General features: G+C 71.0%; 12 protein-coding genes. 6 read left to right on the top strand and 6 right to left on the bottom strand.

The features are described 5' to 3' along the window. The first annotated feature begins 35 nt into the window (after positions 1-35). The 4 genes from ACFQRI_RS22745 to ACFQRI_RS22760 all read left to right on the top strand — a co-directional run bounded on the left by ACFQRI_RS22745 (position 36) and on the right by ACFQRI_RS22760 (position 4,223). On the top strand, positions 36-491 hold the full coding sequence (locus ACFQRI_RS22745; RefSeq protein WP_380671836.1) for an SRPBCC family protein: 456 nt from the start codon (positions 36-38) through the stop codon (positions 489-491). Between the two features lie 443 nt (positions 492-934). After that, entirely contained in the window at positions 935-2,215 is a 1,281-nt protein-coding gene (locus ACFQRI_RS22750; protein ID WP_380671838.1) for an MFS transporter, read from the top strand. 14 nt (positions 2,216-2,229) lie between these two features. Continuing rightward, positions 2,230-3,318: an NAD(P)-dependent alcohol dehydrogenase gene (locus tag ACFQRI_RS22755; RefSeq protein ID WP_380671840.1), complete on the top strand. Its 1,089-nt coding sequence runs from the start codon at positions 2,230-2,232 to the stop codon at positions 3,316-3,318. A gap of 2 nt (positions 3,319-3,320) precedes the next feature. Beyond that, on the top strand, positions 3,321-4,223 hold the full coding sequence (locus ACFQRI_RS22760) for a helix-turn-helix domain-containing protein (protein WP_380671842.1): 903 nt from the start codon (positions 3,321-3,323) through the stop codon (positions 4,221-4,223). Between the two features lie 123 nt (positions 4,224-4,346). Here the strand turns inward: ACFQRI_RS22760 and ACFQRI_RS22765 are convergent, their stop codons facing one another. From ACFQRI_RS22765 to ACFQRI_RS22785, 5 genes are all read right to left on the bottom strand, one after another. Continuing rightward, entirely contained in the window at positions 4,347-5,180 is an 834-nt protein-coding gene (locus ACFQRI_RS22765) for an aldo/keto reductase (protein WP_380671844.1), read from the bottom strand. 248 nt (positions 5,181-5,428) lie between these two features. Beyond that, positions 5,429-6,004: a DUF3156 family protein gene (locus ACFQRI_RS22770; protein WP_380671846.1), complete on the bottom strand. Its 576-nt coding sequence runs from the start codon at positions 6,002-6,004 to the stop codon at positions 5,429-5,431. After that, a complete protein-coding gene (locus tag ACFQRI_RS22775) occupies positions 6,001-7,383 on the bottom strand; it encodes an APC family permease (protein ID WP_380671848.1) in 1,383 nt (460 codons plus the stop codon). Before ACFQRI_RS22775 ends, ACFQRI_RS22770 begins: the two co-directional genes overlap by 4 nt. A gap of 165 nt (positions 7,384-7,548) precedes the next feature. Next, positions 7,549-8,949 (bottom strand): aspartate aminotransferase family protein, encoded by a 1,401-nt coding sequence (locus tag ACFQRI_RS22780; protein WP_380671850.1) that lies wholly within the window; start codon positions 8,947-8,949, stop codon positions 7,549-7,551. Between the two features lie 59 nt (positions 8,950-9,008). Next, a complete protein-coding gene (locus tag ACFQRI_RS22785) occupies positions 9,009-10,484 on the bottom strand; it encodes an aldehyde dehydrogenase (protein WP_380671852.1) in 1,476 nt (491 codons plus the stop codon). A gap of 115 nt (positions 10,485-10,599) precedes the next feature. Here ACFQRI_RS22785 and ACFQRI_RS22790 point away from each other — a divergent pair, with 115 nt between their 5' ends. Both ACFQRI_RS22790 and ACFQRI_RS22795 read left to right on the top strand, forming a co-directional pair. Beyond that, on the top strand, positions 10,600-11,205 hold the full coding sequence (locus tag ACFQRI_RS22790; RefSeq protein WP_380671854.1) for a TetR/AcrR family transcriptional regulator: 606 nt from the start codon (positions 10,600-10,602) through the stop codon (positions 11,203-11,205). A gap of 73 nt (positions 11,206-11,278) precedes the next feature. Further along, positions 11,279-12,190 carry a LysR substrate-binding domain-containing protein gene (locus ACFQRI_RS22795; RefSeq protein WP_380671856.1) on the top strand — a complete coding sequence of 304 codons (912 nt, stop codon included), beginning with the start codon at positions 11,279-11,281 and terminating at the stop codon, positions 12,188-12,190. 57 nt (positions 12,191-12,247) lie between these two features. On the opposite strand, the gene ACFQRI_RS22800 is transcribed toward ACFQRI_RS22795, so the two are convergent. Continuing rightward, positions 12,248-13,495, bottom strand: coding sequence for a flavin-containing monooxygenase (locus tag ACFQRI_RS22800; protein WP_380671858.1), 1,248 nt, complete (start codon positions 13,493-13,495; stop codon positions 12,248-12,250). Positions 13,496-13,638: the final 143 nt, after the last annotated feature.

The raw sequence follows: 13,638 nt of genomic DNA on the forward strand, positions 1-13,638 counted from the left end.
TCGGCCGGTCGATGTTGGTTCTAGGAGTGGTCCTCATGCCCGAACGGCAGATCACGATGCGACGGCGGATGTCCGCGTCCCCCGAGTCGGTGTGGGCTCTGTACGCCGACTTCCCGAACCTCGCGAGCCACTGGGGCGGTCTTCGGGCGACCAGAGCCATCGGCGACCGGACCAGCGGTGTGGGCGCTCGCCGCCGCGTCCACCTGAAGCCGGTCGGCAGCATGGATGAAACCGTCACCGCCTGGGAGGAGGGGCGCAGGATCGACACGCGGAACCAGCCGAGCGCGTCGGTGCCGATCAAGCGGGCCGAGTCGACGCTCACGCTCGTGCCCGACGGCGACGGGACGCTGGCCACGTTCGACTACCGGTACGTGCCCAAGGGCGGCCCGTTCGGCCGGATCACCGGCCCGTTGATCGACAAGATGCTGACGGCGACCTTCACCGACATGCTGGCCGCCACCGAGAAGGCAGCCCTCGGGAACGGCGGGTAACGAGAACGGCCCCGCCGGAAGCCCTCTGCTCGGCGGGATTCGCAGCGCATCGGACCTTCGTGGCTGCTCGCCGGTCCGGCGACGGCTGGAGTCCGAGGCGGCCGCGGTCCGAGGACTCTTCGGCCGCACGCGGTTCCGGACTCCCGAGCCGGTCGCGATCGGCGAACCAGGGGAGGGCTATCCGCTTCCGCGGTCGGTGCCCACCTGGGCCCTGGAACGCATCGCGGCCGACAGCGCCCCGGCGCGATTCCTCCCGCCCGGCCAACGAGCACCGAGCGCCAGCTGATCGAGCCGGTGCACGAAAGTATCAGCCGGAGCCGGTTCAAGTGCCTAGTTCGCGTCATCGCGCCGACCTACCTTTGTGCTCACCAGTCACCCCCGGCCTGCGCTCCGCCGCTCGTCGGGGACTGTCCCCATTGGTGTCCACAAAGGAGTGAACCCGCATGTTCGGCCTGCCGAGCCGGCTGCTCTACGGCTACATCGCTCTCGCCGTGTTCATGACCGGTGATGGTTTCGAGCTGACGTTCCTGTCGCGTTTCCTCGTCGAGCACGGCTTCTCGCCCACCCAGGCCGGTCTGGTCTTCACCGTCTACGGGCTGGTGGTCGCCTTCTCCGCGTGGACCACCGGAGTGCTGGCCGAGGTCGTCGGTGCGCAGCGCCTGATGCTGCTCGGCGGTGTCCTGTGGATGGTCCTGCACGCCCTGTTCCTCACCGTCGGGCTGCAGAGCGTGATCGGCACGATCCTGATCTACAGCCTGCGCGGGATCGCCTACCCGCTGTTCATGTACTCGTTCGTGGTGCTCATCGCCCAATCGGTCCACCCGAGCCGCTTGGCCTCGGCCATGGGCTGGTTCTGGGCCTCGTTCTCGCTGGGAATCGGTGTCATGGGCGCCTACGTGCCCAGCCTGCTGGTCCCGGTCATCGGCGAGTACGCCACCTTGTGGGCCTCGCTGCTGTTCGTGGCGGCGGGCACGGCGATGTGCGCCTTCCTAGTCCCCGGCGCTCCTCCCGGGGAAGATCGCTCCCGGGACCTCGACGGCGCGGGCAAGGCTCGCGAGCTGCTCCGCGGGATGACCATCCTGGTCGAGAACCGGCAGATCGCCCTGTCCGTGGTGATCCGCGTGCTGTGCAACCTGACCCTCTACGCCTTCCCGATGATGATGCCGCTCTACCTGACCACCGAGGGCATCGGCGGCGAAGCCTGGTTCACGCTGCCCGAGTGGATGACCCTGTGGGCGATCACGAACGCCATCACCATCGGCGCCAACGTCCTCTGGGGCCGCCTCGGCGACCGATTCGGCTGGATGCGCCAGATGCGCTGGTGCGGGTTCGGCGGCATGGCGATCGCGAGCCTGGCCTTCGCCTACGTCCCGGTGTGGTTCGGCGCGAGCTTCCCGCTGATGGTGGTGGCCGCCGCGCTCTTCGCCCTGTCGGTGACCGCGTTCGTGCCGATGGGCGCGATCTTCCCGGCCCTGGCCCCCGCGCACCGCGGGGCAGCGATCTCCGCCCACAACCTCGCGTCCGGGCTCACCACGTTCGCTGGGCCGGGCATCGCCACGGTCCTGCTGCCGGTGCTCGGCCCGGTCGGCGTCTGCTGGGCCTTCGCCGGCCTGATGGTGCTGGGCACCGTCACCACGTTCTTCATCCACCCGCCCCAACCCGGCATCACCACGGCGACCGGTCGGATGCTCCCGCGCCGCGAACGCCTCGCCAACGCCGTCTGAGAGGAGCTGCGACCATGAACCCCGCGACCCGCACGACCGCTCCGACCCCGCAGGAGAAGACGATGGACGCCGTCGTCCTCGAACGCCAGCACGAGATCCAGGTCCGCCCCGTCCCCCGGCCGCGACCGGTCGGGCGCGGTGACGTGCGCATCGGCGTGCACACCGTCGGCATCTGCGGAAGCGACGTGCACTACTACACGCACGGCCGGATCGGCCCCTACGTCGTGGAAGACCCGATGGTGCTGGGGCACGAGGCCTCCGGCACCGTCCTGGAGATCGGCGCCGACGTCACCGAGCTGGCCGTGGGCGACCGGGTGTGCATGGAGCCGGGCATCCCCAACCCCCGCTCCCGTGCATCGCGCCTGGGCATGTACAACGTCGACCCCGAGGTGCGGTTCTGGGCCACCCCGCCGGTGCACGGCTGCCTGCAGCCGGAGATCGTCCACCCGGCCGACTTCACCTACAAGCTGCCCGACGAGCTGTCCCTGGAGGAAGGCGCGCTCGTCGAGCCCTTCGCCGTGGCCGTGCACGCGGTGACCAAGGCGCGGATCACCCCCGGCGACGTGGTCGCCGTCGTCGGCGCGGGCACGATCGGCGTGCTCACCGCCATCGCCGCCGCGGCCAGCGGCGCGTCCCGCGTGTACGTCTCCGACGTGGCGCCCGAGAAGTTCGCCCAGCTCGCGGCGTACCCGACCATCCACGCCGTCGACGCCACCCGGGACGACCTGGCCCGGGTGGTGCGCGACTCGACCGAGGGCTGGGGTGCGGACGTGGTGTTCGAGGCCAGCGGCAGCCCGCAGGCCTTCGGCTCGCTGTGGGAGGTCCCCGCACCGGGCGGCGCGGTCGTGCTGGTCGGCATCCCCGTCGCCCCGGTGTCGCTGGACGTCGCCGCGGCGCAAGCTCGGGAGCTGCGCATCGAGACGGTGTTCCGCTACGCCAACGCCTACCCGCGAGCCATCGAGCTCGCGGCCTCCCCGGCCGTGGACCTGGGCGCGCTGATCAGCGCCACCTATCCGCTCGACGAGGCCGTGGCCGCGTTCGAGCGCGGCGCCGAGTCCCGCCCGACCGACACGAAGATCCAGATCCGGGTGGCGGGAGCCTGACCGTGGGTGCCACCGCCCGGAGCGCTTCGGCGAACGAGTCCACCTCCCCGGTGCGGGAGCTCGTGGTCCCGGATCCGTCGAGCTCCGTGCGGTGGCACCAGCACGACTGGCCGCATCCGCTGGCCCGCTGGCACTACCACCCCGAGGTGGAGGTCCACCTCATCCGCGAGTCCTCCGGGACGGTGATGGTCGGCGACTACGTCGGCCCGTTCGAGCCCGGTCACCTGAGCCTCATCGGGTCGTTCCTGCCGCACAACTGGATCTCCCACCTCGACGGCGCCGACACCGTGCGCCAGCGGGACGCGGTCCTGCAGTTCGACCGGGACCGGTTCTTCGCCGCGGCCGAGAACCTGCCGGAACTGGAGTCGCTGCGCCCCCTGCTGGACGACGCGGCCCGCGGGATCGAGTTCAGCGGCCGCACGGCGGTCGAGGGCGCGGCTGCCGTGGAAGCGGTGCGCGACACCTTCGGCCTGCGCCGCCTGGCCGCGGTCGCCGAGCTGCTGTGCGTGCTGGCCGAATCCCCCGAGTCCGACCGCCGCTACCTCGACAGCCACGGCGGCTCGTACCGCCTGGACGTCGACGAGGCCGAGCGCTTCAACCAGGCGCTGAACTACATCACCGACCACCTCGCGGACCGGATCCTGCTCCGCGACGTCGCAGCCGAGGTCGGCCTGAGCCGCGACGCCTTCTCCCGACTGTTCTCCAAGGCCACCGGCGTGGGCTTCAGCCGCACCGTCAGCCGCATGCGCGTCACGGAAGCCTCCCGCCTCCTGCGCACCACCGGCCTACCCGTCTCGGACATCTGCTACCGGGTGGGCTTCACCAACCTGTCGAACTTCAACCGGCAGTTCCGCGCCACCACCGGCACGACCCCGACCCGCTACCGCCGCCTCGACCAGCGCTGAACGACGCCAGACCGACCAGCTCGCGTTCGCCGCTCCGGCGGCTGCGGCCGGACCGCCGCGCGGCCGGGCGCACCCAGCCGCGCGGCGGCGGATCGGCAGCACTGGGCCGATCTTTTCCGCTCGTCAGAGGATCTCCAGCGGAACCGGGCGGTTCGGCGCCGGGAACGCCCGTTCCAGTTCGCCGAGGTCGTGCTCGGACAGCTGCAGGTCCAGGACCTGCAGGTTCTGGTCGATGTGCGCGGTGGTGGCCGCCTTGGGGATCGCGCACACGCCCTCGCGGGCGAGCACCCACGCGAGCGCGATCTGCGCCGAGGTGGCCGCGTGGCGTTCCGCGATCTGCTGCAGCACCGGCTGGTCCAGCAGCCGACCTTGCTCGATCGGCGAGTACGCCATGACGGGGAGATCCCGCTGCTGGCACCACGGCAGCAGGTCGAGTTCGATGCCGCGCCTGGTGAGGTTGTAGAGCACCTGGTCGGTGGCGCTCCGCCGCCCGAGCTCGTGCTCGAACAGCTCCGCCATGTCATCGGGTGCGAAGTTGCTGACCCCGAAGTGGCGAACCTTGCCGCTGTCCTGCAGCTCCGCGAACGCGTCGAGGGTCTCGGCCAGGGGGGTGCCGCCCCGCCAGTGCAGCAGGTACAGGTCGAGGCGGTCGGTGTCCAGCCGCCGCAGGCTCTCCTCGCACGCGCGGATCGTCGCCCGCCGACCGGCGTTGCTGGGCAACACCTTGCTGACCAGGAACGCGTCGTCGCGCCGACCGCGGATCGCCTCGCCGACGACCTCCTCGGCACCGCCGCTGCCGTACATCTCGGCGGTGTCGATCAGCTGGAGGCCGCGGTCCATCCCGTGCCGCAGCGCTGCGACCTCGGCTGCGCGCTGCGCTCGCCGTTCTCCCATGCCCCAGGTGCCCTGCCCCAGGACGGGAAGTCGGTCACCGTCTGGCAGTTGAAGCTCTCGCATGCGTCCGTCCATTCCGGTTAGATCACGCCAGCCGGGCGGCGCCTTCGTGGAGACCGCCTCGTGGTCGGCCGTTCGTCCAGGGCGAGGTCGCCCCCGCCGAGATCGGTACCGGCAGCCCGAGGCCGCTTTCGACGCCGAGGGTACTGCGCGTGCCCGCGACGGCGAGGTGCGTGCCCTTCGACGCCGGGCTCGCCCGCTCGGCGCTCGCTACCGCGTCAGGTTGGACTGAAAATCAGTCGTCCCTTCGGTCAGGTGGTAGCCGGCTCCGGTGCGCCGCGCAGTGCCGCGGACACCGCACGTGCCATGCGCACGACCACCCCGGCCTCCGCTGCGGTGAGGGTGCTGATGTCGCGGAGCGGCGGGAGCAGGAGCCGCACCTGGCTGCCTGCGTAGGGCTCGATGCGAACCTGCCAGGTGCGGTCGCGCGGGAACCAGCGGAGGCTGCACTCGACCAGGTCGACCGAGCTCACGAGATCGCTCGTCGCCTGCGCGCAGGAGCCGTGGTTCAGCGCGTCGACGAGTCCCGCCGCACCGGGTGCGCCGCGCCATCGGAACGAGCCGCGCCTGCGGTTGCGCACCTCCAGCTGGAGCTCGCACGGTTCGTCCGGTCCGTCGGCCACGAGCTCCGCGACGGCGCGGAGCTGGTGGATGCGCGCGAAGAAGTAGCGCTGGGTGCGGTATTGAAGCGCGAGGGTGACACCGGGCGCGCGGACCTCGAGCGCGCGTTCTCCGGCCTCGACGCTGCAACCGGCCCGGTCGAAGGGGGACGCCTGCTGCTGCAGGGAACGCGCGGCGAGGTCGTCCAGCCCGCGCCCGGCGGTCAACGCGCCGCTCCGGTCCGCCGGTCCTCGCCCGAATCCAGCGGAGTCGGGGAGAAGAACGGCTCCTTCTTGACCAGCTTGAGCCAGATGACGGCGTAGCCGACGATCAGCGCCGTGCAGATGCCGGCGCCGGCCCAGATCGTCGCGCGCGTGGCGGGATCGGGGTGGATCCCGATGATCATCCAGACGCACGCCCCGATGCCGAGCACCTGCGGGAGCGGGAACAGCGGGGACCGGAACGGGCGCGCGGCCGACGGGTAGCGGCGGCGCAGCACGATGACGTCGATCTGGGCGAGGATGTACGAGGCCAGCCACATGACGGTCGCCACCAGCACGAGGTCGAGGATCGCGTCGCTGTCGGCGATCGTGACCAGCGATCCGACGATGATCGCCGTGACGGCCAGGACCGACACCCACGGCGTGCGGAACCGGGGGTGCACCCAGGCGAACGCCCGCGGGAGCATCCCCTTGCGGGCCAGCCCGTAGAGCATGCGGGGCACGGCGGCCAGGATCGCCGACACCGAGCTCGCCGACGCCAGGACGGTCGCGGCGGTGAGCACGACCAGCCCCGTGCGTCCGGCGATGCCCTCGGCGGCCAGCAGGTGCGGGGTCGAGGAGTTCGCGAGCTCCTCGAGACCCACGTAGCGCAGCGCGGCGAATCCGAAGGCCATGTCCACCAGGTAGACGATCACCAGCCCGGTGATCATCGCTCGCGGGATGATCCGGCCCGGGTTCCGGATCTCCTCGCTCATCGGGCAGATGAACTCGATGCCGATGAACAGGTACGCACCGATCGCCACGAGCTGCGTCACGCCCGCCCACCCGGCGGGGTTGGCGGGCGCCGGGTTCGGCAGCGGGTCGCCACCTCCGAGACCGAGCAACCCCAGCGCGCCGAACCCGATGAGGACGACGATCATCGAGCCCGTCACCACGACTTGGGCCCGGCCGAACGATTTGACGCCGACCAGGTTGACGGCGGTGAACGCCAGGGTGAGCCCGACCGCGAACGCGGTGGGGGAGAGCCCGGGCACGAGGTGCTCGGCGGCGAGCCCGGAGACCACGAGCTCCGCCGGTTCGACCGTGGCCACCAGCACGATGTAGCCGGCGAGCACCCCGAAGACGGCCGGACCGCGCCCGAGTGCGGGCGCGGTGTAGTCCCCGATCATCCCGGCACCGGGGATCAGCGTCGCCAGCTCCGAGTACGAGAACGCGATCAAGGTGGTGATGACCAGGGCCGCGAATCCGGCGACGGCGAACATCGGACCGCCGAGCCCGAAGGCGTTGCCCAGCGAGGTCAGGGTGGTGGCCGCGACCACGAGGCCGATGCCGGTGACGAGGGCGCCCCAGAAGCCCAGGGCGCGTTGCAGATGTGGTTGGGACATGGGAAACCTTTCGATCTGCCTGGCCGCGCGGCCGGATCTCAGGACATCTGGAGGCGGTGCTCGGGCGGGCTCGCTGCCGGACCCACCGGTTCGAGCCCGCCACGTCCGGTGCGCGAGCGCGTCGGACCGCGGGGCGGTCCGGTTACCCGCGAGGATCGCGCCCGGTCACCGGAGCCCGGCCGATGCGGTGGCGCGGGTGAGGGTCTGCTCGACCAGTCCGACCAGCTCGCCGATCGCAGCGGCATCGGCGATCAGCGGCGGGGAGAGCTGCAGCAGCGGGTTGCCCTCGGAATCCGCGGCGAGGCGGCACAGCACCCCCGCTTCGGCAGCGGCCGGGGCCAGGTGCCCGTTGACGAACTCGGTCGCGTCGAGCTGTTCCGCCGCCCAGGACTTCGCGGCGGGATCGGTGACCAGCTCCAGGCTGCGGTGGTAGCCGTCGCCTCGGATGTCGCCGACGATCGGGTTCGCGCGCAGCCGTTCGAGTTCGGTGGCGAACGTCGCGCTGGTGGCCCGGACGTTGCCCAGCACGTCCAATCGGCGCATGATCTCCAGGTTGGCCAGCGCGGCGGCGCAGGCTACCGGGTGCCCGCCGTAGGTGAGCGCGTGGTTGTACATCCCGGCCGGTCCATCGAGGACGGTCTCGATGATCCGGTCGTCGGCGATCAGCCCGCCCAGCGGGACGTAGGCCGAGGCGATCCCCTTGGCGAAGGTGATGATGTCGGGCTGGAACCCGTAGCGGATCGAACCGAACCACTCGCCGAGCCTGCCGAAGCCGGTGATCACCTCGTCGGCGATCAGCAGGATCCCGTGCCGGTCGCAGAGCTCGCGCACGCCCTGGAAGTAGCCCGCGGGCGGGGCGAGGCTCCCCCCGGCGTTCTGCAGCGGCTCCAGGACGATGGCGGCGATGGTGTCCGCGCCCTCCTGCTGGATCAGCGCGTCGAGCTCGGCCAGGAGGAACGCGGTGAACTCCTTCTCGGTCTCCTGGTCGGGCCGCCGGTACCGCTTGGTGTTCGACACGTGCCGGACGCCGGACATGAGCGGCTCGAACATCTTGCGGACCTGCACCATGCCGTTGAGGGACATGGCTCCGAAGCTGGTGCCGTGGTACGCGACCCGGCGGGCGACGAACTTCCGCCGGGAGTGCTCGCCCCGGCTGATGTGGTACTGCCGGGCGAGCTTGATCGCGGCTTCGTTGGACTCCGAGCCGCTGGAGGTCAGGAAGACCCGGTTCAGGTCGCCGGGGGCGAGCTCGGCGAGCTCCGCGGCCAGCTTCGCCGCGGGCGGGTGCGCGACGCTCCAGGTGGTCTGGAAGGGCAGTTCGCTCATCTGCCGGGCGACGGCCTCGCCGACCTCGGCCCCGTGCGAGTAGCCCAGCTGGGTGCAGAACAGCCCGGCGAGCCCGTCGAAGTACCGCTTGCCCGATTCGTCGTAGACGTAGCAGCCCTCACCTCGGGCGAAGATCGGCAAGGTCTCGTCGCGATACCTCGTCGCCGGGGTGAAGTTCATGACGAGGTGGCGCTTCGCCAGCTCTTCGACGGTGGCGGTCGCGCTCGATTCCGCGGACATGGTGCTCCCCAATTCTCCTCGGTGCTGGTCAGGTGCGCTGCGGCCCGAAGGCGCGTTCGTCAGTACTTGATCCACGTGGTCTTCAGGCCGGTGAACTTCTCGATCGCGTGCGCGGACAGATCGCGCCCGAAGCCCGATTGGCCGAAGCCCCCGAACGGGGTCAGCGGGCTCAGCGCGTCGACGTTGTTGACCGAGACGGTTCCCGCGCGCAGCGCATCGGAGACGCGCATGGAGCGGGAGAGGTCCGCGGTCCAGACCGAGGCGGCCAGGCCGTAGCTGCTGTCGTTGGCCAACCGGATCGCGTGCGCCTCGTCGTCGAAGGCGGTCACGCAGAGCACGGGCCCGAAGATCTCCTCGCGCTCGATGCGCGAGCCGGGCGCCACCTCGTCGAAGACCGTCGGTTCCACGAAGCAGTCGCGGCGCCCTCCGCCGGTGACCAGCTCGGCTTCGCGCGCACCGTCCTCGATGAAGCTGGCGACCCGCTCGGCGTGCGCGGCATCGACCACCGGGCCCATCGGGCTCGCGGGGTCGAGCGGGTCGCCGGGCGCGTAGTCGGCGGCCCGCTTCGCGATCCTGGCCACGAGCTCGTCCTTGATCTCGCGGGCCACGAGCAGGCGGGAGTTGGCCGAGCAGACCTCGCCCTGGTTGAAGAAGATCCCCGCGCAGGCGGCTTCGGCGGCCGCGTCCAGGTCGGCGCAGTCGGCGAAGACGAGGTTGGGGCTCTTGCCGCCGCACTCCGGCCACACCTGCTTGAGGTTCGATTCGGCCGCGTAGCCCAGGAACAGCTTGCCCACCGCGGTCGAGCCGGTGAAGGCGATGCAGTCGACGTCCGGGTGCAGGCCGAGCGCGCGGCCCGCGGTCTCGCCGCGTCCCGGGATCACGTTGAGAGCGCCATCGGGCAGCCCGGCTTCGGCGGCCAGCTCGGCGAGCCGCAGCGCCGACAGCGGGGACTGCTCGGCCGGCTTGAGCACCACCGAGTTACCGGCGGCCAGGGCGGGCGCCACCTTCCAGGTGGCCATGTCGAGCGGGAAGTTCCACGGCACGACCGCGCCGACGACGCCGAGCGGGACGCGGCGGACCAGGGCCAGATCTCCCGCGCCGGTCGGTGCGATCTCGCCGTAGTCCTTGTCGATCGCCTCGGCGTACCAGCGGAACAGACCGGCTGCTCCGGGCACGTCGATCTCGTGCGCATCGGTGACGAGCTTGCCCATGTCCAGCGAGTCGAGCAGCGCGAGTTCCGCGCCGTGCTGCTCGATCAGGTCGGCCAGGCGCAGGAGCACCCGCTTGCGCTCGGCGGGACTGGCGCACGACCAGGTCCCGGACTCGAAGCGCTCGCGGGCCGCGGCCACGGCGGCGTCGACGTCGGCGGGACCGCACTCGGCGACCTCGGCGAGGGTGCGACCGGTAGCGGGGTCGACGGTCGGGAACGTGCCGCCGTCGAGCGCTGCGGTGAACCGGCCCCCGATGAACGCGGAGTCGCGCGGGGTGATACCCGCAGCCGCCTCGCGCCACTGCTCGTGGGTGAACGTTGGCATGGCTCTCCTTTGAGCTGAGCAACTTTGAACGCTGATTCAAATATTCAGCGAAGACGCATGTCAATAGATGGATAGCGATTGAAAAATCTGAAACAACGGATCAATAATGGTGGACGTGACGCGCACGAGGACACAGCAGGCACGACGGGAGCAGTTCATCGACGCCGCGCTGCGGGCGATCAACGAACGGGGGCGCGACAACGTCCGCATCCGCGACATCGCCGCGGCGGCGGGAGTGTCGCCGGGATCGGTGCTCTACCACTACCCGGAGCTGGCGGAGCTGATGTTCGACGTGCACCGCACGGTGGCCGACCGCTTCTACCACCACCGGGTCGACACCGTCGACGCGGCCGAGAGCGCCGAGCTCAAGCTCGCCGCGGCGATCGAGACCGGTCTGCCGTCCGGGCAGGACGACGAGGTCGCCAGCGCGCTCTACGAGATGCACGGGCTCGCCGACCGCAGTTCCGAGCACGCCGCGCTCATGACCGGGCTGTACGACCGCGAGGTCGCGCTCTACGCCGCGGTGCTGGAGATCGGCCGCGCGACGGGCCGGTTCACGCTGTCCCGGCCGGTGCGCGAGATCGCTGCGACGCTGGTCGCGCTGGAGGACGGGCTCGGGTTGCACCTGATCAGCAACAACACCTCCGTCGAGCGCAGCACCGCCAAGCACCTGCTCGCCGAGTGCGCCCGGCAGGCCACCGGCTGCGCGACCATCCCATGAGCCGACGCGCGCCCGATGGGCGCCCGCGGCGACCCGCGTGCCGAAACCCCGGCGCGCGAGGCAGGATGGCTCCATGAACGAGCCAGCCTTCACCCTCGTGCAGCTGCGCTACTTCGAGGCCGCCGCCCGGCACCTCAGCATGACCGCTGCTTCGAACGAGCTCATGGTGTCGCAGTCGGCCGTGTCCACCGCGATCGCGCAGCTGGAGAAGGAGATGGGGGTGCAGTTCCTGCTGCGCCACCACGCCCGAGGGCTCAGCCTGACCACGGCGGGCGAGGCGTTCTACAAGCGAGTTCTGGACTTCCTCGCGCACGGTGCCGAGCTGGTCGAGACGGCCCGGCAGTCGGGCACCGAGCTGGTGGGGACGCTGACGGTCGGCTGCTTCGCCACGCTCGCGCCGTTCCGGCTGCCCGGTCTGCTCGCGGAGTTCGAGGCCCGGCACCCGCAGGTCCACCTGTCGCTGCGCGAAGGCGAGCACCACGCGCTCAAGTCGGCGCTGCGTTCCGGCGAAACCGAGCTCGCCCTGCTGTACGGCTACGACCTGGACGACGACATCGACCGCGAGGTCGTGGGCACGGTGCCGCCGTACGTCATCGTCGGCGGGGACCACCGGCTCGCGCAGCGGAAGAGCCGCGAGGTGTCCCTGCAGGACCTGGCCGACGAGCCGATGGTGCTGCTCGACCTGCCGCACAGCCGGGAGTACTTGCAGTCGATCCTCAGCGACGCGGGTGTGGAACCGAGGGTTCGGCACCGGACGTCCGGGTTCGAGACCGTCCGCGCGTTCGTCGCGCGCGGCCACGGATTCGCGCTCCTCAACCAGCGCCCGGAGTCGGAATCCACGTACTCGGGCGCGCGCGCCGTGGCGCTCGCGCTGACCGACGACGTCCGGCCGCTGGAGATCGTCGTCGCCTCGATGCGCGGGGTCCGCCTCACCCGGCGGGCGCAGGAGTTCCGGGAGCTCTGCCGCGGGCTCTACGCCCGCTGAACGTCGTCGCGGCCGGGAAGGGCGAATCGCCTGCCCGGCCGCGAGCCGGTCGGCGGGTCAGGGCACGCGGCCGAGGTAGTCGCGCTGGATCGCGATCTGGTCGGCCACGAACTTGGCGTCGTGCCACACCCCCCAGATGAAGCTCGATCCGCGGTGCGCCAGCCAGGGCAGTCCGAGGAAGTAGACGCCGGGCTCGGAGGACACGCCGCGGCGGTGCTGGGGCTTGCCGTTCTCGTCGAACGCGTCGACCTGCAGCCAGTCGTAGTCCACGGCGTAGCCGGTGGCCCAGACGATCGAGCCGACCCCCGCGGCGGCGAGATCGAGCTCCAGGATCGGGTCGGTCACGCGAGCGGGATCCGCCCCCAAGGCGCGGGCGCCGGGTTCTTCCGGGAGGTCCAGGCCGTTGCGCTCGACGAAGGCGTCGGCTTCGTCGAGCAGCGCGAGGTAGTTCGCATCCCCGTTCGCGATGTTGGTCCCGAGGTCCGGGGCGAAGCGGAGGGTTCCCCGGTCGAACTCGCTGGTCATCCCGACGAGTTCGATGCCGAGTTGGGCGAGCGCGCGGAAGTCGACGGTGCGCCCGCCGCGCGCTCCGCTGACCGCGATGGTGACGTGCTCGGCGCCCGAGGGAGGCGTCTCGGCGCTCCACTTCCCGAGCACCCCGAGCCACCAGCAGAAGTCGTGCCCGCGGTACCGGCGGGGCGGTCGGTCGTGGGGACCCACCGACAGGTACACCGATCGCCCCGACCGGCGGAGCTCTTCGGCGATCTGAACTCCTGACGAGCCGGCGCCCACCACCAGCACGGCTCCCTCGGGCAGCTGCTCCGGATTGCGGTAGTCGCTCGAGTGGATCTGGGCGGGGCCGGCGTCGCGCGGCACGATCGGCGGGATCACGGGGCGCTGGAACGGTCCGGTCGCCGCGATGACGAACCGGGAGTCGATGGTGCCGTCCGAGGTTTCCACGCGAAAGCCGCGTCGTCCCGCGTGCCTCCGGACGGACGTCACCTCGACACCGGTCCGGATCGGCGCGGCGATCTTCTCCGCGTAGGCCTCGAAGTAGGCCGCGATCTGGTCCTTCGAGGCGAAGGCGTCGGGAGCCAGGTCGACGAACTCCAGGCCGGGGAAGCGGTCGTGCCACGCGGGGCCGTTCGCGACCAGCGAGTCCCACCGCTCCGAACGCCAGCGCTCGGCGATGCGGTCGCGTTCGAGCACGAGGTGCTGCACGCCGCAGTTGCTCAGGTGTTCGCTCATCGCCAGGCCGGCTTGGCCCCCGCCCACGACGAGGGCCTCCACCTCTTGGATCGACATCCAGACCTCCACTCCGGGGCGCGGACCGTTGGGGCCGGCCGCGCCTCTCTGCGTCTCACCGGATCCTTGCCGCGGGTCAGATCCTGTGTCCAACAGATGTTTTTGGAGCTCGACATCTGATTTTTCGATCCAATCCTCGCTCG

Source organism: Saccharopolyspora griseoalba, from assembly GCF_042665275.1.
In the GTDB taxonomy this organism is placed as follows: domain Bacteria; phylum Actinomycetota; class Actinomycetes; order Mycobacteriales; family Pseudonocardiaceae; genus Saccharopolyspora; species Saccharopolyspora griseoalba.